The 26,348-nt window shown below is 31.2% G+C and carries 25 protein-coding genes; 5 read left to right on the forward strand and 20 right to left on the reverse strand.

Going from position 1 to position 26,348, the window contains the following annotated elements:
* Window positions 1-10: 10 nt before the first annotated feature.
* From hypF to ACX0KU_RS04470, 11 genes are all read right to left on the reverse strand, one after another.
* The gene (gene hypF, locus ACX0KU_RS04420; protein WP_472991682.1) at window positions 11-2,281 is read right to left on the reverse strand and encodes a carbamoyltransferase HypF; all 2,271 of its coding nucleotides are present in this window, start codon (window positions 2,279-2,281) and stop codon (window positions 11-13) included.
* A gap of 9 nt (window positions 2,282-2,290) precedes the next feature.
* Window positions 2,291-2,542, reverse strand: a complete 252-nt coding sequence (locus ACX0KU_RS04425) for a hypothetical protein (protein ID WP_472991683.1) — start codon at window positions 2,540-2,542, stop codon at window positions 2,291-2,293.
* Window positions 2,542-2,994, reverse strand: coding sequence for a hydrogenase maturation protease (locus tag ACX0KU_RS04430; RefSeq protein ID WP_472991684.1), 453 nt, complete (start codon window positions 2,992-2,994; stop codon window positions 2,542-2,544). The genes ACX0KU_RS04425 and ACX0KU_RS04430 overlap by 1 nt, the downstream gene beginning before the upstream one ends.
* A gap of 3 nt (window positions 2,995-2,997) precedes the next feature.
* Window positions 2,998-4,401, reverse strand: a complete 1,404-nt coding sequence (locus ACX0KU_RS04435) for a nickel-dependent hydrogenase large subunit (RefSeq protein WP_472991685.1) — start codon at window positions 4,399-4,401, stop codon at window positions 2,998-3,000.
* 13 nt (window positions 4,402-4,414) lie between these two features.
* Window positions 4,415-5,287: a hydrogenase small subunit gene (locus ACX0KU_RS04440; protein ID WP_472991686.1), complete on the reverse strand. Its 873-nt coding sequence runs from the start codon at window positions 5,285-5,287 to the stop codon at window positions 4,415-4,417.
* A gap of 11 nt (window positions 5,288-5,298) precedes the next feature.
* Window positions 5,299-5,736 (reverse strand): cytochrome b5 domain-containing protein, encoded by a 438-nt coding sequence (locus tag ACX0KU_RS04445; protein WP_472991687.1) that lies wholly within the window; start codon window positions 5,734-5,736, stop codon window positions 5,299-5,301.
* 149 nt (window positions 5,737-5,885) lie between these two features.
* Window positions 5,886-6,737: an agmatinase gene (gene speB / locus ACX0KU_RS04450; RefSeq protein ID WP_472991688.1), complete on the reverse strand. Its 852-nt coding sequence runs from the start codon at window positions 6,735-6,737 to the stop codon at window positions 5,886-5,888.
* Complete coding sequence (gene speE, locus ACX0KU_RS04455; protein ID WP_472991689.1) at window positions 6,724-7,578, reverse strand: polyamine aminopropyltransferase; 855 nt, start codon at window positions 7,576-7,578, stop codon at window positions 6,724-6,726. Before speE ends, speB begins: the two co-directional genes overlap by 14 nt.
* Before the next feature lie 277 nt (window positions 7,579-7,855).
* Window positions 7,856-9,307: an aminotransferase class I/II-fold pyridoxal phosphate-dependent enzyme gene (locus ACX0KU_RS04460; RefSeq protein ID WP_472991690.1), complete on the reverse strand. Its 1,452-nt coding sequence runs from the start codon at window positions 9,305-9,307 to the stop codon at window positions 7,856-7,858.
* A 168-nt stretch (window positions 9,308-9,475) separates the two neighbouring features.
* Entirely contained in the window at window positions 9,476-12,055 is a 2,580-nt protein-coding gene (locus ACX0KU_RS04465) for an EAL domain-containing protein (RefSeq protein ID WP_472991692.1), read from the reverse strand.
* A 59-nt stretch (window positions 12,056-12,114) separates the two neighbouring features.
* The gene (locus ACX0KU_RS04470) at window positions 12,115-12,762 is read right to left on the reverse strand and encodes an HDIG domain-containing metalloprotein (protein ID WP_472991693.1); all 648 of its coding nucleotides are present in this window, start codon (window positions 12,760-12,762) and stop codon (window positions 12,115-12,117) included.
* A 203-nt stretch (window positions 12,763-12,965) separates the two neighbouring features.
* Here ACX0KU_RS04470 and ACX0KU_RS04475 point away from each other — a divergent pair, with 203 nt between their 5' ends.
* From ACX0KU_RS04475 to ACX0KU_RS04485, 3 genes are read left to right on the forward strand one after another with little or no spacing between them, the layout of a single operon-like run.
* Window positions 12,966-13,274 (forward strand): PadR family transcriptional regulator, encoded by a 309-nt coding sequence (locus ACX0KU_RS04475; protein ID WP_472991694.1) that lies wholly within the window; start codon window positions 12,966-12,968, stop codon window positions 13,272-13,274.
* A 20-nt stretch (window positions 13,275-13,294) separates the two neighbouring features.
* Window positions 13,295-13,921, forward strand: coding sequence for an ABC transporter ATP-binding protein (locus tag ACX0KU_RS04480; RefSeq protein WP_472991695.1), 627 nt, complete (start codon window positions 13,295-13,297; stop codon window positions 13,919-13,921).
* Window positions 13,922-13,937: 16 nt separating this feature from the next.
* Window positions 13,938-14,717 carry an ABC transporter permease gene (locus tag ACX0KU_RS04485; protein ID WP_472991696.1) on the forward strand — a complete coding sequence of 260 codons (780 nt, stop codon included), beginning with the start codon at window positions 13,938-13,940 and terminating at the stop codon, window positions 14,715-14,717.
* Here the strand turns inward: ACX0KU_RS04485 and ACX0KU_RS04490 are convergent.
* The 4 genes from ACX0KU_RS04490 to ACX0KU_RS04505 all read right to left on the reverse strand — a co-directional run bounded on the left by ACX0KU_RS04490 (window position 14,707) and on the right by ACX0KU_RS04505 (window position 18,950).
* Complete coding sequence (locus ACX0KU_RS04490) at window positions 14,707-15,351, reverse strand: SIMPL domain-containing protein (protein ID WP_472991697.1); 645 nt, start codon at window positions 15,349-15,351, stop codon at window positions 14,707-14,709. The genes ACX0KU_RS04485 and ACX0KU_RS04490 overlap by 11 nt on opposite strands.
* Before the next feature lie 124 nt (window positions 15,352-15,475).
* Window positions 15,476-17,128, reverse strand: a complete 1,653-nt coding sequence (locus ACX0KU_RS04495; RefSeq protein ID WP_472991698.1) for a glutamine--tRNA ligase/YqeY domain fusion protein — start codon at window positions 17,126-17,128, stop codon at window positions 15,476-15,478.
* Between the two features lie 124 nt (window positions 17,129-17,252).
* Entirely contained in the window at window positions 17,253-17,669 is a 417-nt protein-coding gene (locus ACX0KU_RS04500) for an acyl-CoA thioesterase (RefSeq protein ID WP_472991699.1), read from the reverse strand.
* A 69-nt stretch (window positions 17,670-17,738) separates the two neighbouring features.
* On the reverse strand, window positions 17,739-18,950 hold the full coding sequence (locus tag ACX0KU_RS04505) for a DegT/DnrJ/EryC1/StrS family aminotransferase (RefSeq protein WP_472992405.1): 1,212 nt from the start codon (window positions 18,948-18,950) through the stop codon (window positions 17,739-17,741).
* A gap of 215 nt (window positions 18,951-19,165) precedes the next feature.
* On the opposite strand from ACX0KU_RS04505, the gene ACX0KU_RS04510 reads away from it, so the two are divergent.
* Complete coding sequence (locus ACX0KU_RS04510) at window positions 19,166-20,278, forward strand: GIY-YIG nuclease family protein (protein WP_472991700.1); 1,113 nt, start codon at window positions 19,166-19,168, stop codon at window positions 20,276-20,278.
* Here ACX0KU_RS04510 and ade read toward each other — a convergent pair.
* The 4 genes from ade to ACX0KU_RS04530 all read right to left on the reverse strand — a co-directional run bounded on the left by ade (window position 20,239) and on the right by ACX0KU_RS04530 (window position 24,692).
* Window positions 20,239-21,963 (reverse strand): adenine deaminase, encoded by a 1,725-nt coding sequence (ade, locus tag ACX0KU_RS04515; RefSeq protein WP_472991701.1) that lies wholly within the window; start codon window positions 21,961-21,963, stop codon window positions 20,239-20,241. The genes ACX0KU_RS04510 and ade overlap by 40 nt on opposite strands.
* 287 nt (window positions 21,964-22,250) lie before the next feature.
* Entirely contained in the window at window positions 22,251-22,388 is a 138-nt protein-coding gene (locus ACX0KU_RS04520) for a FeoB-associated Cys-rich membrane protein (RefSeq protein WP_472991703.1), read from the reverse strand.
* Window positions 22,388-24,343, reverse strand: a complete 1,956-nt coding sequence (gene feoB, locus ACX0KU_RS04525; RefSeq protein WP_472991704.1) for a ferrous iron transport protein B — start codon at window positions 24,341-24,343, stop codon at window positions 22,388-22,390. The genes ACX0KU_RS04520 and feoB overlap by 1 nt, the downstream gene beginning before the upstream one ends.
* A 133-nt stretch (window positions 24,344-24,476) precedes the next feature.
* On the reverse strand, window positions 24,477-24,692 hold the full coding sequence (locus tag ACX0KU_RS04530; protein WP_472991705.1) for a FeoA family protein: 216 nt from the start codon (window positions 24,690-24,692) through the stop codon (window positions 24,477-24,479).
* 228 nt (window positions 24,693-24,920) lie between these two features.
* Between ACX0KU_RS04530 and ACX0KU_RS04535 the strand changes: the two genes are divergently transcribed.
* Window positions 24,921-25,238 carry a hypothetical protein gene (locus ACX0KU_RS04535; RefSeq protein WP_472991706.1) on the forward strand — a complete coding sequence of 106 codons (318 nt, stop codon included), beginning with the start codon at window positions 24,921-24,923 and terminating at the stop codon, window positions 25,236-25,238.
* Between the two features lie 69 nt (window positions 25,239-25,307).
* Here ACX0KU_RS04535 and ACX0KU_RS04540 read toward each other — a convergent pair whose 3' ends face one another.
* Window positions 25,308-26,237 carry a HAMP domain-containing protein gene (locus ACX0KU_RS04540; RefSeq protein ID WP_472991708.1) on the reverse strand — a complete coding sequence of 310 codons (930 nt, stop codon included), beginning with the start codon at window positions 26,235-26,237 and terminating at the stop codon, window positions 25,308-25,310.
* Between the last annotated feature and the right edge of the window lie 111 nt (window positions 26,238-26,348).

Consider the following 26,348-nt stretch of genomic DNA (forward strand, 5'->3'; position numbering starts at 1 on the left):
ACATCACCTCTTATTCTGAAATCTCATCACATATAGCGACTTGTCCAAAAGAAATACCACTATCATTAATTGGTATAATTTTATTATAATAAGCCTGAAAGTTTTTTTCTGTTAACTTATTTATTAAATTAATTAATAAATATTCATTTTCAAAGACTCCACCACTCAGAACTACCTTATCTAAACTATACTTATTCCCTAATTTACATACAATATGAAGAGTTAATTCTATAATAGTATTATGAAATTTAGCACTTATAATAGAACTATGGACATCGCCCTTAATATCCTCTAAAATTCCTTCAAAAATATTATTATAGTTTATAATAATATTTTCTTCCCCATATATTTCGTAGTTATAATAATCTGAAACATCCTTAGCTGCTATTGCTTCTAGCTCTATGGCTCCCTGCCCATCATAACTTACCTCTTGTCTAACCCCCAAAATCGCTGCCACTCCATCGAATAACCTTCCTATACTAGAGGTTTTATAGCAATTTATATCCTTTTCTAATGACTTACATATAAGTCCTACATCTCTCTTTGATAGCTTCTTTATTCTATCTAATCCCCAGTTTTTCAGCTTAGAATTATCTAAAGAATTTAAATAACTAACCCCTATTTTCCATATATGCTTTTGCGCAAAATCTCCTCCTTGGATTTTTACATATTTAAAGCTTCCTACCCTTTTAAAAGCTCTTCTATCTCCTATTAAAAATTCTCCACCCCATATATTATTATCTAATCCTAAACCTGTACCATCATATATAACGCCTATTACCTTATCATATAGGTTATGCTCTAGCATGCAGCTTGCCATATGTGCATGATGATGCTGTATTTTAATCTTTATCCCTTCCTGCTTCTCGCCATGTATGCTGGACATATAACTGGGATGCATATCCCTTGCTATAACATTAGGTTTGAATTGAAGTATCTGACTTAACTTTTCAGTGGACTTCTTATACTCATTGAAAGAATCTAAGTTTTTTAAATCTCCTAAGTACTGACTTCCGTAAACTATACCATCTGTTGAAAATGCAAAGGTATTCTTCATCTCTGAGCCTGTTGAAAATATTTTATTTTTTATATCTTTTACCATAGATAAAGGCGCATAGCCTCTTCCCAGTCTAGTCACAACTTCCGCTTCCTTTATTACCTTAACTACAGAATCATCTATAGGCATATTTATTTCCCTATTATGCAATAAAAAGTAATCTGCTACCCCTCTCAAATTTTTTACTGCCTTAGAGTTCTCATACTCTATAGGACACCCACTTATATTTCCACTAGTCATAACTAAAGCTTCTAATCCTTCATGGAAAAGTAAATAATGTATCGGAGTATAGGGAAGCATAATGCCGAATTTGTTTACATTTGGAGCTATGTTATTAGCTAGTTTACTATTTAATCTTTTATTTAAAATTACAATAGGTCTCTTACTAGAAGTTAGAATCGCTTCTTCTTTATCACTCATAAAGCAAAATTCCTTAGCTATTTGTATATCTTTTACCATTATAGCTAAGGGCTTATGCGGTCTTATTTTTCTAACTCTAATCTTACCTATAGCTTCTTCATCATAGGCATTACAAACTATATGAAACCCTCCAATACCCTTAATAGCAATAATATTTCCTTCCTTCAAAAGTCGTATACTCTCCTTAATCTCATCGTCACACTCTACTCTTTGCCCTCTACTATCAGTAAGCATAAGCTTGGGACCACATTCATTACAACAATTAGGTTGAGCATGAAATCTTCTTGTATCTGGATTTCCATATTCACTTTTGCAGTAACTACACATCTTGAAATTATTCATAGTCGTATTTACTCTGTCATAAGGTAATCTTTTCATTATAGAATACCTTGGTCCACAATCAGTACAGTTTGTAAAACTATATCTATATCTTTTAGAATTCTTATCAAATATATCTTCTACGCATTTTTCACAGGTTGCTACATCTGGAATTAAAAACTTCAGTCTTTCTCCGCTAGAAGTACTGTTTTTTATTGTGAAATCTACATATCCAATAATATGCTTCTTTTCTATTTTAGTTTTTTCTATTCTAGCAAGCTTTGGAGGATTTTTAATAATTCTTAATAAGAATTCCTTTAAATCTTCTACACTTCCCTCTATATCCATAACAACAGATGAGTCATTATTACTGACCCACCCATTTACATTTAAAGATTTTGCAGTCTTATATATAAAAGGTCTATAACCTATCCCTTGAACTATTCCAAATACCTTTATACAATACCTTCCAAACTCATTCTCCATTTTATTTACCTACTTTTCACCCTCAACTTTTTTTATCTCTGCCACTTCATCTGGTATATTTTCTAAAACCACATTGGCTATAGTTGTATTATCAATTAATCCTTTATTCATGTCTAAAAGATGTTCTAACAAATTCTTTTCATTTATAGGACTCTTTTTATTAACGGCTATCTCTAGTCTTGTAATCTTTTTTATTCCATTATCCCTACAAATTTCATTTAAACTTCCCGAAATGTTTTGCATTAAAAGAGAATCATGCACTACTTACCCCTCCTTAATTTTATGAAATCATAAACTTTAGACTTTATATCATCAAACCTAGCTTTAATAATATTACTTAGCTCAATTCCAAAATCTACCTCTAGAACCTCGATACCTAATATATATCCTGAAATATTTTTCACATTACAAATACCTATTAACTTTACAAGACTTATTTGATGCTGAGAATACTCCTCTTTTGCATAAATTTTTTCTTTATTTATTTCTTGTACTGTTAAAGTACCTGGTTCTAAACCATATAGCGTAGCATCTATTATAAATAAAAAATCACCATCATCTATAAAGCTTAGGCAATATTCCACATCTGTTTCCCCAATTATCACCTCAACTCCTAGATTTTCTAAGGCTTCTTCTAAACTCTCCGCTATCATTACCCCTATGGCATCGTCTGTCATTATCCTATTCCCTATTCCTATAACCTTCATTCCCATAGTTTACACAACCCTTATATTCATTGCTTTATAATTATCACTTAAAACATGAGTTGCACATGATACACATGGATCAAAAGACCTCACTACTCTTCCTATTTCTACTGGATTTTTAATATCCTCAACAGTAGTACCTATTAAGGCTTTTTCTACTACTCCATATGTGCCCTTGTCATCTTTACAAGAAAGATTCCATGTACTAGGAGTTATTATAGTATAGTTATTTATGAGGCTATTTTCTATGCTAATCCAATGAGCTAATGCCCCCCTAGTGGTATCTACTAATCCTTGTCCCTTAGCACTTACTGGTATACTGTACTTTTTCTCTATTACTGGAAGGTTCTTTAAATCCCCTAATATTTCTAACATTATCTCTGATATCCTTTGAGCTTCTATTACCTTCGCTATAAGTCTATGCATTACAGATATGCTTTCTCTATACTCCCCGTTTATATATAATCTAGCTAAAGCACCAGACTCCATAGCATGCCCATCATACCTAGCTGCTTTTATCCAACTATAGGCAGTTTCTTTAGGATATTTTGCTTCCCAATTGTTATCAAGTGGTTCTAGCTTTTCTTTATTTGCTTCATACCATGCTGAATATACATTTTCTGATATTTTTTTAGGATCTAAAGTTCTCATTTCTCCATTAATTATAACTCCTGGCTTTACATAGGATTTACTACCTACATAATTTTCAAAAAGTCCATAGCTCATAAGGTTGGCATAGCCTTTTCCAATAGAAAAATAATCCTTGTAATACTTAGAAATTATATATACATCATCAATCATTCTATTTGCAATAAAGCTTCTTATTTCAGTGACATAAGACTTTAGTTGTTCTATCTTTTGAGCTGTAATCTGAGAAGTTACTCCTCCTGGAACTATTCCATGATTATGGGGCACCTTTCCCCCCAGCACTGCTAAAGCTTTATGTGCCGTTCTACTATATTCAATGGAATTGTAATAGTCCTCCCTAATTCTTTTGCTTATATCTTCAGGAATTCTATAGTCCTTATGAGTAGCAGTTACCATACCTTCTTCAAATCCACTTACATAGTCTGGTATAACATACTGATAAAAATATCTTAGGTGATTTTGCAAGAATTCTACCCCATGCATTATTTCTTGTAAGCCTTTTTCATTTCTGTTACTACTTATCCCAAGTGCATTTTCTAAAGCTTTAGTAGAGGCTACAGAATGAGCAGTAGAACAGATACCGCATATTCTCTCTGTAAAATAAATTGCATCTAAAGGAGGTCTTCCCTTTAACATCTTTTCAAAACCCCTAAACAGCAATCCAGAACTTTCAGCATCCACTATTTTATTTCCCTCTACTTGTGCTGTTATCTCTAAAAAACCACTTATTCTCGTAATAGGATTTACCACAACCTTTTCAGGCATAAACTCACCTCATCTACACATTAATAAAAGGCTCCATTCCATCTGGAAACCCCTTTTGAGCACAGCCTATACAGGGAGTATTATCTCCTATTGGCCAATTCACCCTTTCGTTCCATTGTCTTGTAGGACAATCTGTCCTTGTTACAGGTCCTCTACATCCTAATTTAAACATACACTCTTTGTCTCCTAAAGCCTCTGCAAATATTCTATTATCAAAGAAAGATCTCCTTGGGCAATGGTCGTGTATAGTAACTCCATAGAAAATAATTGGTCTCCCATCACTATCTAACTCTATATCATCGAATAATATAAGTTGTGCAACAGTTCCCATAATCCAGTCAGGATGAGCTGGACAGCCGGGTACATTTATTACTTTTCTGTCTAGATATCGTGACACTGGAATACTTCCACTAGGGTTAGGCCTTGCAGCAGATGGTCCACCATAACTAGCACAAGTTCCTACAGCAAGCACATGCTTAGCCTTTTCTCCCCCTAACTTCACTGCCTCTGCCCCTGTTATAGCTCTTCCTTCATGTCTTGCTACCATATTGTAAACCCCATCATCTTTTAGAGATACCGCTCCTTCTACCACCAATATGAATTCTGTATCTAAGGTATTTAAAAACTGCTTATAAGCGGCCTCTCCTTGTGGAACCATTAAGCTATTATCATATCTTACATCTACCATCTCTCTAAAGAAGTAATTTACATCAGGGGCATCCCCATCTAGAAGAGATATTATATTTCCAGAGCACCCACAAGCCTCTAGCCATATTAAATTTACTTTTTTTCTATTCCCCTGTTGAATTTCTCTACTTACTTCATTAATTAACCTTTTGGCTGTGACGGCTTTAGCTTGTGTTACAGGACAATTCCTTTGGCTCATTATTTCCCCTCCTATTGATTTAATATGCCCACTCTTTTTAGTTTATCTAGTATTCCTTGAGCACCATGACAAGAGTTAAATTGAGCTGTTAAATCTTTTCCTGCAGTAAGTCCAAAGTGAGTTCCTGCAGCCCAAGTAGCTTCATAGGTTATATCATATACAACACCATTTACTGATATATAGGCTGCCTTGCCGTCTCTTCCTGTATACTGAGATAGTTCTTCCAGTGTAAATACTTTTTCCTCTCTACTTTGTCTTAATATCAAATCAGCTTTTTCAGTATTTCTTACGAATTTTTCAAGAACAACTTTTTTGTACATCTCTTCTGCAACTAAGTTATCCCAAAACCTCTTTTCATTCATATACCTTGATCTAAGTCCCATCTGCTGAAGAGCTATTATATTATTCTCCATATCTTTTATAATCTCTTTATAATCTTTTTTACTCATAAAACCACCTAATTTAAAATAGCTACCATAAATAATATGATAGCTACTTTTCTTATATACTGTTTATTATCGATTGGTAAATAAAAATCAGCCCCAATAAAATAATAAGACCCCGAAGATTAAACTTTATCTCCAGAGGTCTTATTGTTTTAACTTATAGCGAGTACTAGCTCTCTTAATATTTTACATGCAACTGCATTTGAAACCCCTGAAGGGTCATAGTGTGGAGATAACTCTACTATATCAGCTCCTACTACATTTAAGTTCTGCATGTCTTTTATAGCTTCCATCATTTCGTTGAAAGTGATTCCACCAGCTTCTGGTGTACCTGTTCCTGGAAATATGGACGGGTCTAATACATCTAAATCAATAGTTATATAGACTGGATGATCTCCAATCTCTTTAACAGCGTCTTTAAGTCCATCAGTGTTGAACTTTGTTAGCTTAGAATGCTTTTCAGCCCATCTAAACTCATCTCCATCACCTGATCTTATTCCGTAATGATACATTCTACCATCGCCTACAAAATCCCATACTCTTCTTAGAACAGTAGCGTGAGATAGTTTTTCTCCTTTAAATTCATCTCTAAGATCTGTATGAGCATCAAAATGAATCACTCTTAAGTCTTTATACTTTTCAAATACAGATTCAACTGCTGGATATGTAACTAGATGTTCTCCACCTATCATAAAAGGTATCTTTCCATCTGCTACTACTTCTTTTGTAAATTCTCTTATTGTCTTTAATACCTTTTCAGTATTTCCAAAAGAGAATTGTAAATCTCCAGCGTCAAATACATTTACTTCTGTTAGATCTTTATCAAAATAGGGACTATATGTCTCAAGTCCATAAGATTCACTCCTCATAATATCTGGTGCGAATCTTGTTCCTGGTCTAAATGATGTAGTTCCATCAAAAGGAGCTCCAAAAACAACTATATTTGACTCTTCATATTCATTGTCAAAGCCTACGAATGTCGATACATTTCTAGCTCTCTGCATCCTCCAGCATCTCCTTAACGTAATTTGGAAGTAAAAAAGCACCTACATGTATATCTGTATTGTAATACTTAGTTTTTAAACCCAAACCATTCCATCTATCTGCATTTAAGTCTTTTGTAGGGTCTAATGCCTTAGATGCAAATCCAAACATCCAATGTCCTGATGGATATGTTGGTATATGATATTGGTAAGCTTTAGCTATAGGGAAAATCTTCTTAATCTTAGCATGAGATCTTTTCATTTCTCTTGCATTATGAGAATAATAAGGACTTTCACCTTGGTTTACTAATATGCCTTTTTCTGTAAGTGCATTATAACAATTTGTATAGAATTCAGTAGTAAATAATCCTTCTCCTGGCCCAATTGGATCCGTAGAATCTACAAGAATTAAATCATATATATTTTGTTTGTTTTCTACAAATTTTATACCGTCTTCAAAATATAAATTTACTCTTGGATCATCTAATTTAGCTGCTGTAAATGGTAGAAATTCTTTTGAAACTTTAACAACAACTTCATCAATTTCAACCATATCAATTTTCTCTATGTTACTATATCTAGTTAATTCTCTAACGGTTCCGCCATCTCCTGCTCCTATAACTAACACATTTTTAATATCAGGATTTGTTGCCATAGCAACGTGTGTTATCATATCGTGGTATATAAACTCATCTCTTTCCGTTAACATTACTACACCATCAATAGTAAGTAGTTTTCCAAACTCCTCTGTATCAAAAACATCAATTTGTTGAAAAGGACTCTTTTCTGAATGTAACTGCCTTTGTATTTTCACAGAGAATTGTGCATTCTCAGTATGTTTTTCTGTAAACCATAATTCCATAATATTACCCTCCTAAGCTTTATCTGAAAGTATTAATTATATAGCTTTATCCCTTAAACTTTTTATATAAACTATATAATTATAGTTTAACTTTACTTATAAAAAATACACCATTTTTTTCTTAATTGTCAACAAGTTTCTAGTATTTATTTCCTATAAATAAATTAGCTAGGTTACATTCTCTTAATTGCGAATTCATATACTCTTCTACACTTATAATATAAATAGAAAGAGATAAATCTAAAATCGTAAATTTTAGACCTATCCCCTATTTTTGTCAGATCCCTAAAACCTTTATATTCTCTACACTTGGGTCTTCTGTATCAGTAATAATACTGTGTTGATTTTTTATAAACCCAATATAGTTTATTATTTCACTACTTATTCTTTCCCCTGGGGTAACTATAGGAATACCTGGTGGATATGCCATAATAGATTCTCCACTTATTTCTCCCTCAGCATCTTCTAATTTAACAATCTTCTTATTAGAATAGAATGCATCTCTTGGAGAAACTATAATCTCAGGATTCTGCAAAACTACCTTTCCAAATTTCATTTCACTTGTCTTATATTTTAAACTCATATCTTTTAATGCATCTATAAGAGCTTTAATTGATTCCTCATCATCTCCTACACTCACAACAGCAAGTATATTAAACATATCCCCAAGCTCTACTTGAATATTATATTCATCTCTTAATATATCATATGCCTTAAATCCCGTTATGCCAAGGCCTGCAATATTAATGCCTAGTTTAGTTCCATCAAAATCAAAAACTCCAGGTTCTCCTACTAATTCCTTACCAAAAGCATATAACCCATCAATCTTATTAATGTCTTCTCTTGCACGGCTTGTTAATTTAAGTATCTTAGTAAAAATTTCTTTTCCTCTTGTAGCTAATGCCATTCGTGCTACATCTAAGCTAGACATTAGCAAATAAGATGCACTGGTTGTCTGGGTCAAATTTAAAATAGTTTTTACATGACTTCTTTCTACAAACCCTTCATTTAGTAATAAAGCTGAGCTTTGAGTCAAAGATCCCCCTGTCTTGTGCAAACTTACTGCAGCCATATCAGCCCCAAGTTCCATAGCTCCTATTGGTAAATCTTCATGAAATCCAAAATGTGCTCCATGAGCTTCGTCTACTAAAACTGCAACTCCATGCTTATGAGCTGTTTTAATTATTGACTTAAGATCAGAGGTTACTCCATAATAAGTTGGATTAATTATGAATACCGCCTTAACATCTGGATTTTTTGCTATAGCTTTTTCAATACATTCCAATGATACTCCCATAGCTATTCCAAGCCTATCATTAGTTTCTGGTTGAACATAAACAGGTACTGCCCCACTTAATATAAGCCCATTTATAGCAGACTTATGCGCGTTTCGAGGCATTATAATCTTTTCTCCTGGGTTACATACACTCATGATCATAGCTTGAATGCCAGAAGATGTTCCATTAACTAAAAAGAAAGCATGATCACAATAATAGGCATTAGACATTAGTTCCTCGGCTTCTTTTATGACACTAACCGGGCTACATACGTTGTCTAAATCCTTCATAGAATTTACATCTACTTCTAAGACTTTTTTCCCTAAAAATTCCGTAAACTCTGGTAATCCTTTTCCGTGCTTATGACCTGGAACATCGAAGGAAATTATATTTTTTTTACTGTATTCTTTTAATGCGGTAAATAATGGAGTTTTATTTTGATTATGTAACATTCTCAACCACCTTTTTCTCTATAAATTATCAGTTCTAACAATGTAAAATTTATATTATGACATGATTTTTTTATTATTAAAATACTATTAATCTTATAAACATAAAAAATAAGAGTATTGAACTTTTATTAAAGTTCAATACTCTTATGCTTTCCATTTGTTTTATTTTTACTCTAACTTTTTACTCTTTAGTAACATCTCTGTACACTCATCTTTTTCCATAGGTTTACTAAAGTAATACCCTTGTATCTCATCACAATTTCTTTCTTTTAAAAAGTTTATGTGTTCTATTGTTTCTGCACCCTCAGCAATAACTTTTAGATTGAAGCTCTTGGCAAGTTCTATTATTATATTTGCTATAGACCCATTATCACTATCTGGAATACCCTTTATAAAGGATCTATCAATCTTTAGCTTATCTATCTGGAACTGCCTTAAATAGCTTAATGAAGAATATCCTGTTCCAAAATCATCTATAGCTATACTTACTCCTATTTTTTTTAGTTCAGATAATATTTCTATTGCTTTATCTACATCTTCAATTAATATACCTTCTGTTATTTCTACCTCTAAATATTTAGCAGGTAGTTTAGTGTTTTTAAGTATATCTTTTATAGTCTTCGCTAAATCTCGCTTTTTAAATTGCATTGCTGAAAGATTAACTGAAACCATTAAATTGTTATAACCTTTATCGTGCCATTCTTTATTTTGCTTGCAGGCTTCTCTTATAACCCATTCACTCATAGGTATGATAGTTCCATTATTCTCTGCTAAAGAAATGAACTTGTCTGGATATATTACTCCTAGTTTAGGATGATCCCATCTAATTAGTGCTTCAAAACCTGTAACATCTCCACTATATAAGCTTACTTGTGGCTGATAATGTAGTATGAATTCTTCTCTCTCCTCTGCATGTCTAAGAGAAGTAATCATCTCTAAAGTCTCATATGCATCCTCATTCATTTTCTTAGAATATATTTGATAATTGTTTTTTCCATTTCTCTTTACATGATTCTGTGCAGAAATCGCATTCATAATCAGGGTCTCTGCATAAATACCATGAACAGGGTATATACTTATACCTATACTAGCAGTTATGAATAATTCTCTATTCTCAACCATAAAAGGTGTGGAGAATATCCTTAAAATATCATTAGCTGCATTTGTAACTTCTGAAATATCTTTTATGTTATCTAGTAATACAGCAAATTCATCTCCTGTTACTCTGGCTAATATATTCTTATTATTTGTATATTCCTTTAATCTATTTGATATTTGAACAAGTAAAATATCTCCTGCTGAATGTCCTATAGCTTCATTTATAAATCTAAAATCATCTAAACCTAAAGTCATTATTCCAACAACTCTACTTATATTTTTATTATCATTTATAATATTATCTAGTTTACTTATAAATAAGGCCTTTTGAGGAAGTGCCGTTAATGTATCGTATTCTTTTAGGTAATTTATACTTTCCTCATTTTCTTTTATAAGTGTAAGATCTTGAAATGCTCCAATATAGTAATTTTCTTTACTATCTTTTCTTTTTATAACTCTTATAGAAAGTAAGATAGGATATCGATTTCCATTTTTATTAATTGCATAGAGCTCTTTTGAGCACGTATCCCCTTCACCTAGTTCTCTCATCGTCTCTTCATATATATTATACTTACTGTTAATAAATTTATCGATAGTACTATTTAATACATCTTCTTTAGAATATCCTGTAATGGTGCAAAAAGATTTGTTTATGTAAGTAGCTTGTTTATTATCATCTGCAATAAAAATAGCCTCTTTTGAATTTTCAAGTATCTCTAAAGTTAATAATAGCCTATTTTCTACATCTCGCCGTTCTTTAATTTCAGATGCTAGTAATATACTTTGTTCATTTAATCCTTTAAAACTATCTAGTAATTCGCTATTCATATTATTTATAGCCCTAGCTAGTACCCCAATTTCATCATTTTGTTCTAAAAGCTTGTCTGATATTACTATACTATATTTATCATTTTCTACTTTTCTAACATGATTTAATAAATCAATAATAGGATTAGCTATCTTATTTGATAATATAATTATTATAAATACTCCTATAGTTATACATATGCCGAGAGTATAAATTAACCCTTGCCACATTCTTTCTGCTCCACTATTAAAGCTAGACATATATGAACTTCCACTTATATACCAGCCCCAATTAGGATCTAATTTGGTATATGCTATCTTTTCTTCAATCTTATTCGTTCCTGGTACTTCCCAATAATAATATGTAAATCCCCCACCTTGATTTGCTTTATTTATAAAATCTTTTAATAGATAAAAACTATTCTTTTCCTTACTTTTTTCATTTAAAAGATTTTTTCCTTCCAAAGAAGGATGAGCAATCCCATATCCATCTTTATTGTATACAGCAAAATACCCACTATCTCCTAAGTTAATTTTGCCATCTAACTTTCTTGTATTATTTTCTTTATTTTTTCCCCCAATAATAAATGTTTTTATTTGCTCTTCTGCCTCTTCTTTAGTAATATTACCTTTATCTATTTCTTTTTGTTTTTCATCTATTAAATCAATTGCTAAATCTACTGCATTTTTTAATACTAGTTTTCCTTTTGAATCTAATTCAGATTTTGCATAATTATAATCTTTAATACTAAGGAATACAGTTGGAACAACTAGCAGAATAGTCGCTACAATAAACAACTTCATTTTGATACTTAGATTTACAATCTTTGTAGTACTTCTCATAAATTCCCCCTGATAACACTTAATACTAAATACTTTATATTTATCTTATTATATCATAATTAATTTCTCGCATAGCTATATTTTTTCGAATAATTTTTGCACTTATCTATAAATAACTCCACATTTTCCTCTTCCTCTCTAATTTTAACCCTTGTCATATCTCCTCTTCCTAATCTATCACATAAGGTTAATAGCGCTATTTCATCAATAGAAACTTCTGATAACATAGTTTCTATATCTGCAAAAGGTAAGTCTTTAACTACAAAAAGTGCTTGCATATGCCATCTTACCAGAGTCATAACTTTATTAATAGTATCATTATCTTCATGAAGTTCTTGTAAAAACTCTTTAGCCATTCTAGCTCCTACCTTATCATGGTCATAAGAAGTTATCTTTCCTTTTCTATTTTTAGTTGTAGGTGGTTTTCCTATATCATGTAGTAAAGCTGTTAACATAAGTACTTCTGGATTTTCACTTAGCATTCTTCGTTTTGCCGCATTATCAACTACCATCATAGTATGATTCCATACATTACCTTCTGGATGATATTTTAAATTTTGCGGTACATTCTTTAATTCTGCAATTAATTTAAATGGGTAATTACTATTAAAACAATCTTCATTTACTAAATTATTAAGATACTCTGAAGGCTTTTCATCTTCCATCAAGTGTCCATATATCTCTTCATATAATATTTTTTTATCCATAAAACAAGTCCCCTCCTAAATATATATTTGATATTATTATCCCACTAAATAAAAAGGATAGCCCTAAAAAACTATTCTTTATTTTGAAGAATAGCCCACTTACATTAACTTCCTCTTGAATTAAATTAATCTTAAATATATAATCATTATCATAATGCGATAACGATATTAGATAATTATTGTGTATTTAGGAGGAGAATACTTTGGAAGAAAAGATACTTAGAAAATTATTTTTAGGTTTTATTCAAATTCATATACTCCATCATGCAAAAAAAGAAGCTTTTTATGGTTCATGGATGATGACAGAACTTCAGGAACATGGATATGATATGAGCCCAGGAACCTTATATCCTTTATTGCATAATATGGAATCCAGTGAATTATTGAAAAAAGAAGACAAAATTGTAGATGGAAAAGTAAGAAAGTATTATAGCATAACGGATAAAGGAAATATGATACTGTTAGCAGCTAGAGACAAAGCTTATGAATTATTTAAAGAAATCAAAGATTAATATTATAAGGGGGTTTTGAAATGTTTTATCTTAAAGATATTAAATATAAGAATGTATTAGATATAGCTGAATTAGCTATTCCACCTAAGGTAGTAACTTGTATTGTTGGTCAGAGTGGCAGTGGAAAGACTACTCTATTAAGACTTCTAAATAATTTAATTAGTCCTGACAAAGGGGAAATTTTTTATAACAATAATCCCTTAAATACTATAGATTCTACAAATCTACGCCGAGAAGTAGTGATGTTATCTCAGTCACCTGGAATATTTCAAGGAAGTATAAAAGATAATCTACTAATAGGCTTAACTTTTTCTGAAAAACCTCCTGTTGAAGATTTAAAGTTAACTAACATGCTAAATATGTTAAAACTTAATAAGGATCTTGATGAAGATGCTGAAAAGTTGTCTGGTGGAGAGAATCAAAGATTAGCTCTTGGAAGAATTCTTCTAATGGAACCTGCTGTCTTGCTTCTAGATGAACCTTCTTCAGCTCTAGATGAAGACACAGAAAATATTATAATAGAATCTATTATAACTTATGTAAAAAGTTCTAATAAAACATTAATTATGATAACTCATTCATCAAAAGTAGCAGAAACTTATGGAGACAATATTGTTAAAATTCATAGTGGGAGTATCTTAAAATAAAGGTGGTATGAATTAAATGAATGGTGTACTTAATCTTAGTATAGCTCAACTAGCTTCTGCTTATATTTTTGTAATTATTTTATTACTTATAGTAAGAATAAGAGGAATTAATAGAGAACGAGAAATTCTTATATCTACTATACGTATGACACTTCAACTGGTACTCACAGGATATGTTCTTTCCTATATTTTTAAAAGCTCTCATTTTATTTATACTATTATTGCAATAGTACTCATGGAGATCTTTGCAATTTATAATACATTTAAACGAGTTAAAATTAACCTATCCTCAAGACTAAAACAAGTTATTGCTATTTCTATGCTACTGGGCACTTTAGTAAGTCAGTTTTACTTTATTCTAGTAGTTATGAATGTCTCTCCTTGGTACGATCCTAGATACTTCATACCTATCGCTGGAATGATTATAGGAAACTCTATGACTGGTATCTCTTTAGGAGTAACTAGACTTACTGACGGAATAAATGCCCATAGAAATCTTGTAGAAACAGCTTTAATGCTTGGTGCTTCACCTAAGGTAGCATGTAAATCAATTGTAGATAATGCCTTTGATGCTGCAATTCTTCCTACTATCAATTCCATGGTAGGCATGGGGATTGTATTTTTGCCTGGGATGATGACTGGTCAAATTTTATCTGGTATATCTCCGACTACAGCTATCGAATATCAGATAGCTATAATGCTTGGTATATTAGGAAGTGTAGCATTAACAGTAATTGTATTTTTGCAATTAGGTTATAAAACTTTTTTTAATGATAGGCAACAACTTAATATATAAATGTTGCTATTATGTTTGCAGTGATTTCTATTTGTCCTGCTTGAATAGGTGTATCTGTAGCTACCAATTTTAAGGTAGCCTGTTCATAAGCAGGACCTATATGAATCTTTTCTTCTATTATTCTAATAGGAGTTTTATTAAAAGGTTTTCCTAGAGTTATTTCTATAGCTTTTGCTTTTTCTATAGAATCTTCAATAGCATGTCTTAATGCTCTATTATAATATATTGATTCATCACTTACAGTAAATCTAATATGACTTACTATATTAGCCCCATCCTCAACTGCCTCATCTATCACTTGTCCTACTCGATCTATATCTCTTACTATAACCTTTAAAATGTTCCTAACCCTATATCCTTTAAAAATCTCTTTTCCTTCTATATAATCATATTGTATATCAATATTATAGTCCTGAGTTTGTATATCCTCTTCTCTAATCCCTAATCTCTTTAGTGTACCTGCCACTTTTGATGCCCTAAGAGCATTCTCTTCTTGTATATTTTTTAATTCTTTTCCTTCTGTGCTCACCCCCAATGTAACGATAGCTATATTAGGTTTAACCTTAATGCTTCCTTTACCATTTATTTTTGCAGTATTCCATAAATATGGTTGATTGTATGAGCCGTAAATCATATTGATATCCTCCTTAAACATAATAGTATTATATAATATTATTATGTTTGTAGATAAATAACTAAAAAAGCTATCTCAAACTTTAACACTTGAGATAGCTTTCTTATATTTATTCTGTGATCTATTAAATTTTAAACGAACTTTTTAATGATACTATTCTATTAAATACTATCTTATCTTCAGTTGTATATTTAGTATCTACATTAAAGTATCCATGTCTTGTAAACTGAAATTTATCTTGTGCTTTTACACTCTTCATATTTGGTTCTATAAACCCTTGTAATATTTCTAATGAGTTTGGATTTATTTGATCAAGGAAAGTCTTACCTTCCTCTTCACTGTCATCTAAAATCAATGAGTCGTAAAGTCTAAACTCTGCTGGAAGTGCATTGTTTGCTTCTACCCAATGGATAGTCCCTTTAACTTTTCTTCCAGTAAATCCGCTTCCACTCTTAGTTTCAGGATCATAAGTGCAGTGTACTTCTACTACATTTCCATTTTCATCTTTTATGAAATCTGTACATGTAATGAAATAAGCATTTTTTAATCTAACTTCATTTCCCGGGAATAATCTAAAATATTTTTTAGGTGGGTTTTCCATGAAGTCTTCTTGTTCTATATATAGTTCTCTTGAAAATGGAATTTCACGAGTTCCCATTTCAGGCTTATCTTGATTATTTTCTGCTTCTAACATCTCTACTTGGCCCTCTGGATAGTTTGTAATTACTACCTTCAATGGTCTTAATACCGCCATAGTTCTAGGTGCCTTATCACTTAAATCCTCTCTTACAAAGTGCTCCATCATTTGATAGTCTACTGTACTGTTACTCTTTGCAACTCCTATTTCTCTACAAAAGTTTCGAACTGCATCTGGAGTAAATCCCCTTCTTCTTATACCAGCTATAGTCGGCATACGAGGGTCATCCCATCCATCTACAACTCCTTCATCTACTAGTTGCTTTAACTTTCTTTTGCTCATTACTGTATTTGTTAAATTCAATCTAGCAAATTCAATTTGTTTAGGTTTATCCTTCATATCACATTCTTCCACTATCCAATCATATAACGGTCTATGATCTTCAAATTCTAAAGTACAAATAGAATGTGTGATTCCTTCAATAGCATCTTCAATAGGATGTGCAAAATCATACATAGGATATATACACCATTTATCTCCCGTATTATGATGCTCTGCATGAGCTATACGATATATTATAGGATCTCTTAAATTAATATTAGGTGAGCTCATATCTATTTTAGCTCTTAAAACCTTCTCTCCATCTTTAAATTCTCCATTTCGCATACGATGAAATAGGTCTAGATTTTCCTGAGCACTTCTATTTCTATAAGGACTTTCTGTACCTGGCTTAGTTAATGTTCCTCTATATTCTCTTATTTGCTCTGCTGATAAATCACAAACGTAAGCCTTCCCTTTATTTATTAATATAACGGCACGTTTATACATTTCTTCAAAATAATCAGATGCAAAATATAATTTATCCCACTCAAAACCTAACCACTTAACATCTTCTTTAATTGATTCTACATATTCAGTGTCTTCTTTTAATGGGTTTGTATCATCAAAACGCAAGTTTGTTTTACCTTTAAATTCATCTGCTAATTCAAAGTTTAAAACTATTGATTTTGCATGACCTATATGTAGATATCCATTTGGTTCTGGTGGAAAACGAGTTATTATCTCTTCATGTTTTCCTGACTGTAAATCCTCAACAACTATATTTCTTATAAAGTTTGATGAACTGCGTTTTTCCTCCATTGTTGTTACCTTCCTTCTCTACTGGTTAATCTATGTTTTCCTTAATCATTGAAACTAATATATCATAAAATATTATTTATTTCCATGTTACTATAGAATTTTGTTGATTTTATTGTACTCTATGCTAATCTTTCTTATATTTTTCTATTTTTTCAAGAAACTCATTCGGTATTTTAACTACCTTTTTATTAGGATAATAAAAAGTAACTATTTTAGTATATCCTGATATTGCCTCTTTATCATCCTCTTGCTTAAATACTGAATAATTCATTATAAAGGATGCTTCTTTAATATCTGATATTGTTATAAAAACTCTTACATTATCATTTAAGAATATCTCCTTTTTAAACTTTAAATATGCTTCCCCTAAAATTATTCCTGTGTCTTCTCCAATGTTTAATTCTGAATATCCTAGTGAGCGAAAGAAAGAAATTCTAGCATCCTGAAAAAGCAAAAGCGCCTTGTCATTTCCCATATGCCCCCCATAATTGATATCTCCAATTCTAATAGTAAAATACTCTGTAATAAACTTATTTCCCATAACCTAAACTCCTCTTTCAAATATTATTAGGAATAAAAAAGGTCTGCATACTGCTGACCTTTTTAGCTATTATCCTAAAACTTTTTCCACACATTTAATAAGCTCTGTTACTACATATTCAGCATTTTCAAGTGTAAGTGTTGAATATAGTGGTAATGTTATTTCATTTGCATATTGTGCATAGGCATTAGGGTAATCTTCCATTCTGTATCCTAAATTCTTATAAAGAGTAAACATTGGAAGAGGCCTATAGTGTACATTAGTCGCTATTTCTTTATCTGCTAACATCTGAATTACTTGATTTCTTTGTTCTTCCCTAAAATTCTTTATTCTTAATAAATATAGATGATAACTTGTTTCTATATTTCCATCTTGATTAAAAGGAATTATTGCCCATTCCTTTTCTCCAAGTACTCTACTATATGTATCGAATATAGCTCTTCTTTTTGTAAGCATCTCTTCGTATCTTTCAAGTTGGATAAGCCCTATAGCTGCTGATATATCTGTCATATTGCATTTTAATCCATCTGTAATAATATCATATTGCCATGCTCCTGCTTTCATCTTTGAGAGAGCATCCTTTGATTGACCATTTACTGATGAATATTTTAATTCTTTATATAAATCATTTTTGCCATAAAAGTTATTGTTATTATATGTAATTCCACCACCCTCAGCAGTAGTAAGATTCTTTACTGCATGATATGAGAATACATGAAAATCCATTTGTCCTCCAACTTTTTGCCCTTTGTATGAAGCCCCAATAGAATGTGCTGAGTCAGAAATAAGAACTATATCTTCTCGTTTTTTAGCCTTTATAACTTCTCTAACTGCATCATAATCTACAGGCACTCCAGCAACATCAACTGTCATTATAGCCTTTGTCTTAGGAGTTATTGCATCATATAATTTTTCTATATCTATTAAGAAATCATCTTTTTTTACGTCTACAAAAGTTGGTTTTGTCCCTCTATGTAAAATTACATTAGATGTAGATGCATATGTATATGGGGTGGTAATTACCTCATCGCCTGCACCAATTCCTAAAGCCTTTAATACTAATTCCATTCCAGCAGTAGCACTTGATACTGCTACTGAATGCTTAGTTCCGCAATACTCTGCTATCTTTTCTTCAAACTTAGCAGTTTTAGGTCCTGATGTAATCCATCCTGATTTCATAACTTCTATTACAGCATCAATTTCTGCTTGTGTTACATCTGGAGGCGAAAAAAGTATTTTTCTATTATTCATAATAAAATCTCCTTTATATAAATTAAATATGTTATTCTTCCTTTGCAATTAAACCTTTTAATATAACTAAAAAAATCTTTGTCAGTACATTTTTTACTAATATTATATACATATCATTGACATACTACAATATTATCATGTATATACAATTTTGTTAATGTTTTTTGTAGCTTCAATCCATAGTACAATAAATTCTATTAACAGTATAAAACTCAAATATTAATATATATTTTGGAGGAGCGCTTGTGGACTTAAAAAACAAGATAAAAAACCTACCCTCATCCCCGGGAGTATATCTTATGAAAGATTCTCTGGGCAATATAATATATGTAGGGAAATCCAAAAACCTAAAAAGCAGAGTTGGATCATACTTTCAAAATTTAAAGTCACATTCTCCTAAGGTTATCAAATTAATTAAAAATCTTAAGGACTTTGAATATAGACTCACTGATACAGAATTTGAGGCTTTTATTTTAGAATGCAATTTAATAAAAGAGATTAAACCTACATATAACAGACTAATGAAAACCCCTATGTCTTACGCTTATATAAAAGTTAAAATTCATGAAGAATATCCTGATATTGAAATCTCAAATGAATACATTGAAAATGACGGAAATATTTATTTTGGCCCATATACAAATAGCAAAGCATTAGAAAGAGGACTTCAAGGTATCCGGGAATGTTGTAAAATTCTTTGTAATAACTTTTCACGTAAGACTTCATCATGCTTAAATTATTCCTTAGGCCTATGTATTGGCATATGCTTAGATAACATATCAAGAGAGCAGTATATTGATATATTTAATAAAATTCTATCTCTTCTTAATGGTACTGATAAAAGTATTCTTAATGAAATGGAACGTAAAATGAATTCTGCAGCAGAGAAATTTGATTTTAAAACTGCTGCTAAGTATAGAGATTATATAACTTCTGTAAACTATATACTTGATAAACTAAACGTTGTAGAATTTTCAAATGAAAATAAAAATATTGTTATGCTAGAAAGTCTAGATAACAATATTTTTAAGCTTTTTATCATTAAAGGAAATAAAATAATTTTTAGTGAAAAATATAATCTAAGAGAAGTTTCTTTAGAAGAATTAAAGGCTATCTTTAAATCTAACATTAAACATTACTTTAGTAATATCTCAGTAAATAGCTCCTTTGCTATTGGAAAAGAAGACTTAGATGAAGCCCAAATAATTTACTCTTACTTAAAAAGTAACTCTAGTAATTGTACACATACAATAATTCCAGAAAAGTGGCTTCATGCTGAGACTAATTTAGATATTAATAAAGTAGATAAGTTACTTACTCATTTGTTAAACAAATTCATAAAACTGAAACTATCATAATTAAACAAACCTTTAGGTGTTATCTTTATATGAGGAATTACAGGCAAGGACATAAAACTTAATGTAAGAAAAATATCATGTTCTTTCTCCATACTAAATTCATTTAATATGGTCCTTAAATTCCTCAATTCTTGTGCTACCTGTTCTATTGGAGCGTCTTTCATTAATCCTCCCATAGGCAATTCCAGTATGCCTTTTATCTTGCTTTCAGCTGCAATTGCTATACCCCCGCCAGCACTTATGAGCGAATTAACGGCAACTACCATATCTTCATCATTTTTTCCTACAACTATTATATTGTGAGAGTCATGTGCAATGGTTTGAGCAATTGCACAATCTTTAATGCCTAATCCTTTAATATATCCTACATAATAATTACCTGTACCTTTGTGTCTTTCGAATACAGCTATCTTTAGCACGTCTTCACACTTTACATACTTTACAATTCCATTTTCTTCTTCAAAATTGCAGACTAAAGTATTAGTAGTTAAGGATCCCTTTTTAACTTCTATAAGATTGATAGTACTTCCTTCTACTTTTACTTTAAGTTGCTCAGACCTCACAGTGTTAATATTCATGCTATTATTATGAATTCTACTACTGCTATCTTTTATACTAAAAGCATTATATAAAGTATTATCTTTTAAATAAGTAATCTTACCATTTTTTATCACATATTGTAGTTCTAATTTATTAATATCATTAAATATAATAAGATCTGCTTTAAATCCTGGCGCTATTGCGCCTAAACCCTTTAAATTATATGCATTTGCAGCGTTAAAAGAAGCTATAGTCAATGCTCTTACAGGATCTAATCCAAGAGCTATGGCTTTTCTTACTACATTATCTATCGATCCTTCTTCTAGCAAGTCATCTGCATGCCTGTCATCAGTGCAAAATAGAAATCTATGAAAATTTAAATCTGTTACTACCCCTAGTAATTCTCTAAGATTTTTGGCTGCTGATCCTTCTCTAATAAGTACGTACATTCCTCTTCTTATTTTTTCTAGTGCTTCTTCCATATTAGTGCACTCATGATCTGTTTTTATACCTGCCGTGATGTATGCATTTAGCTCTTTTCCTGATAATAGTGGTGCATGCCCATCGATAGCATAATCCTTAAAACTCTCAAGCTTTTTAAGCATACTTTCATTACAAGAAAGAACTGATCCTACATCCATAACCTCTCCAAGTCCTAGTATGCTCTTATGCCTCTTAAGATAATTTAAATCTTCAGCATTTAATTCTGCCCCATTATCTTCAAAGAATACAGCAGGAACACAAGAAGGTGCCATATAGTAAATATCTATAGCACAGTTCTCCGATTTCTTTATCATGAACTCAATACCCTCAATGCCAAGAACATTTGCTATTTCATGAGGGTCAGCCATAATAGAAGTTACCCCTTTTCTTAGTAATGCCTTCGAAAAATATATTGGAGTCAGCATTGAAGATTCTACATGTACATGAGAATCAATTAATCCTGGTGACGCATACATTCCTGTACAATCAATTTCCACTTTGCCTTCATATTTGCCAACTCCCACAACTTTACCTTCATGAATTGCTATATCTCCCTGATCTATTTCCTGTGTAAATACATTAATAATGCCTATATTTTTTATAACTAAATTCGGCTTTATGTTCTCATTCGCTGCATTTATTAATGAACAGATATTATACATAATCTATCACCTCACTAAATTATTAACTTTTACATGAAGCTTTTCATATTTTCTTGTTTAAATATATATTGTTATAAGTTATAACTTATAACAATATATATTTAACTATCGTATGGAATGCATTTATAACATATGACTACACTACAACTTATCATATATAAAACTATATCGTTATTTCTTGTAAAAAAAGAACTGCCTTTTCTGATTTTTATCAGAGATGGCAGTTCTTATATTAGTTGTATAACAGATATTACTTTTCTATGCAAACATTTTAGAATTCTTATTAGTTAGTGTTTTTTGCACTTGCTCTTGTCAGAACAACTACTACCACAACTACATTTATTATTTTTAGCATCAGTATAAACTTTCTTTAATGCAAATATTAAAATACTAGCAAAGATTAACCCAATTACTATATTTGCCATTATACCTCAACTCCTAATTCAAGACGTTTAGAATCTGATTTTTTAATAGTTATAATAAGATAAATTACAGTAACAACAGCTACTACTATAGCAGGTATAAATCCTACTGCCGGTTCCCCATATACGATTAATGAACCAACTTGAGTTACTATCATTGCTAAAATGTATCCAACCCCAAATTGGAACCCAAGAGCTTTAAATAACCATTTTTTCGAACCCATTTCAGAGTTCATTGCTCCAATTGCTGCAAAGCAAGGTGGTGTAAACAGGTTAAACATAAGATACGCAAGTGCAGTTACCGGAGTGAAAAACTGTGTTATTGCACCTCCTGGTAAATGTAATGCCTCCTCTGAAGTTACTGATAAAAGTACTGCAAATGTAGCAACAACATTTTCTTTTGCAATAAACCCAGTTATTGCTGCTGCAGCAAGCTGCCATCCAACAAATCCAAGTGGAATTAATATCGGTGAAATTACTGTACCAATAGAGGCAAGAATACTTAAACTCTGATCTTCTACCGGAGTAAGGCTCCAGCTATACGCTTGTGCAAACCATACTAAAGTATTACACACAAGTATAATAGTTGTAGCTTTATAAATAAAGCCTTTAGCTTTGTCAATCATTTGAGAAAACGCATATTTTAAACTTGGCATTTTATATTCTGGAAGTTCCATAATAAATTGAGATGAACTCTCCCATACAAAAATTTTCTTTAATAAAAGTCCACCAAGTACAATCATTATTATTGCAACTACATACATACTAGCTCCAACCCAAGAATGCTCTGGGAAAAATACTGCTACAAAAAGAGCTATAATTGGAAGTTTAGCACCGCAAGGTACAAAAGGAGTAAGAATTGTTGTCATTCTTCTTTCATTAACATCTTCAATTGTTCTAGTAGCCATAACACCCGGAATTGCGCAACCAGATCCTACAATCATCGGTATAATTGATTTTCCAGACAATCCAATTTTCTTAAAAAATCTATCCATTAACACTGCAACTCTAGCCATATATCCAGAATCTTCAAGTAGTGATAAGCAAAAGAATAATACCATAACTAGTGGCAAAAATCCTACAACAGCTCCAACTCCACCAATTGCACCATCTACTATAAGCGCTTGCAGTAACGGACTAATTCCTAACCCCTCTAAAAAAGTGTTTGCTGCATTTGGCACTAGTTCTCCAAAGACTACATCATTAAAATATCCTGATAGATATCCTCCAAGCCCTTCAATAGAAAATGAGAATACTGCCCACATTACAAAGAAGAATATAGGTATTCCTAACCACTTATGTGCTACAACTCTATCTACTTTATCAGAAAAATTGACCTTACTAGCATCTCTTTTCTTAACCTGACATTTTTTAATAATTGAATCCACAAACTTTTGTCTTAACTCATCAGATTCTTCTGAGTTTTTACCTTGAAAGTCCGGTGCAACTTGAGGCTTCTTTTCCTTACCTGCTTGAATAGCTTCATTCATTAAGTTTAGTAATCCTTCCTCTGAAGTTGCAGTAGTAGCAATAATTTTGCAGTTTAAGGCTTTACTTAAAGAATTTTGATCTACTATATCTCCTCTTCTAGATACAATATCATTCTTATTAAGAGCAATAACTACCGGAACCCCTAGCTCTAGAAGCTGTGTTGTAAAAAATAGACTTCTACTAATATTAGCTCCATCAACAATATTAATTATTACATCTGGATTCTCTTCTAAAATAAAATCTCTAGTAATTGCTTCTTCACCACTAAATGGTGAAATAGAGTATGTACCCGGAAGGTCAACAATTTTAACATCAAGTTTTTCTAAGTTATACTTTTTCTTAAGATCAGCTTCCTTCTTTGCCACAGTAACACCGGGCCAGTTTCCTACATTTTCAGTCTTTCCTGTAATTGCATTATATAATGTAGTCTTCCCTGAATTCGGATTACCTGCTAATGCTATTTTCATATTTACTCCCCCCATTTTCCAAAACTTTTTCGATACTGATAATCATTATCACTATAAGTTCAAATATAATATGCTATAATCCTATAGCATATTATTATTTTAATGTTAAGTTTAAGTAATTAGATATTATAAATTATGCTTCAAGAATAATAGATTTTGCCATATTTTCATCAATAGCATATCTGCTATCTTTAATATTTATAATAAAGTTTCCTGCTAATTTAGAAATAAGGGTAACCTCTTCTCCTTCAAAGCATCCTAATGAAAAAAGAAACTTTATTATTTTTTCTTTGCCTTCAACTCTTTTAATCTGAAATGTTTCACCGATTTTTGCTTTTGATAATAACATAGACTCACCTACTTTACATTAATAATAACACTTCTTATTGATAAAGATTATCATATTCAAGACAATTTGTCAATAGCTTGGAAATCCTAATTGCAATCAATTCTTATTAACAAGATTATTATTTAAATTGCAATTGAAAATAGTTTTCAATTGCTTTGTATTTTCTATAGATTTTCGACAGTGTATATATTATGATAGATACAAATATATATATAAGGTGGTATAAATATGTCGATTTATGCAATTACTTATCATTTAATAGAAGACTCTAATTCTCATAATCATTGTTGCGAAAGTGATGCTCATGACCATCATCACCATGGCCGTGATGACTATGAAATCACTAACCAAATTAAAACATTAGGTCCTTGGGCACACTTTATGCCTACTAGCTTTTTAGTTAAAACAACTTTAACAGCTGAAGAAATGCTATCAAGTCTTAAGAATTGCGTTGAAGATAAAGATATGATTTTCATTACTAAAGTTGATAAAGATTCTGTGGCTTCTTTAACACCTGCTGTAATTAGCTGGATAAATAAAATGTAACCTTTATTAAGCAAATTAAAATAGGCTTCACCTTTCATGAAGCCTATTTTTGCTTGAAAAATTTTTTAATTAAAGTTTAAATCTCTTTGTTTGATTTAGCATATCACTTGTCATGGTACTTAAGCTATTTGCCGTTTCAGCAACCTCTTGAGTTGAAGCGCTCATTTCCTCTGCTGAAGCTGATACTTCCTCTGATACCGATGATGCAGTTTCTATTTTTTCTAAAATTAAGTTCTTTTGTTCATTTACACTTTTTGATGTTGAACTTACACTTTGTATCTGTGGTATTATCTCATCTACAGATGTAATAATCTTTTTAAATGAAGTTATGGCTATATTTATGTTTTCAAGTTGATTATTAAGCTTACTGCTCATAGTTTCAGAACTATTAACCATTATAATAGTTTCATTAGATATATTTCCCATTAATACACTTATATTATTTGAGTTTTTATCTATATCTTTTATTGCACTTACAATATCATCTAATTTATGACCAAAATATCCTAATATATCTAAGTTATCTGATAAATCCTGTGCCTGTGCGCTTATACCACTAGCAACATCTTGTATTGCACTAGATACACTTTCTGATGAAATTGACATTTCTTTAGAAACAGAAGCTAGTGTTTTAGAACTACTTTGTAATTGCTCTGATCTCTCCTTCATATCCTGAATGAGCTCTCTCATATTAGAAGTCATTTGATTTACATTATCTGAAATTTCCTTTATTTCATCTTTAGAGGTTACAGAGCTTTCTTTACTTAAATCTCCTAAAGATACTGCCTTTAATGTTTCTAGTATCTTCTGTATATTCTTATTGATGCTACCTGCAAAAATAAAGGATATTATAATAGCTATACCTGTTATTCCTACGTTTATATACATTAAACTATTTATCTTAGAGTTTACGCTATCTTTTTCTACTCCTGTAAACCAAATACCTACAACTTGTCCACTTGAAACTTTTGTTCCAACTGATAATACTCTTATCCTCAAATATAAAAGCCTGCGTCCTCCTTTAGCTAACTAATTTAATTGTAGTTATTTAAAGGTTTACACAGACCTATTTGCAATTTTATAAATATTTAAACTTTATTATAATCTTCT

It is taken from the genome of Clostridium sp. X (assembly GCF_055755365.1).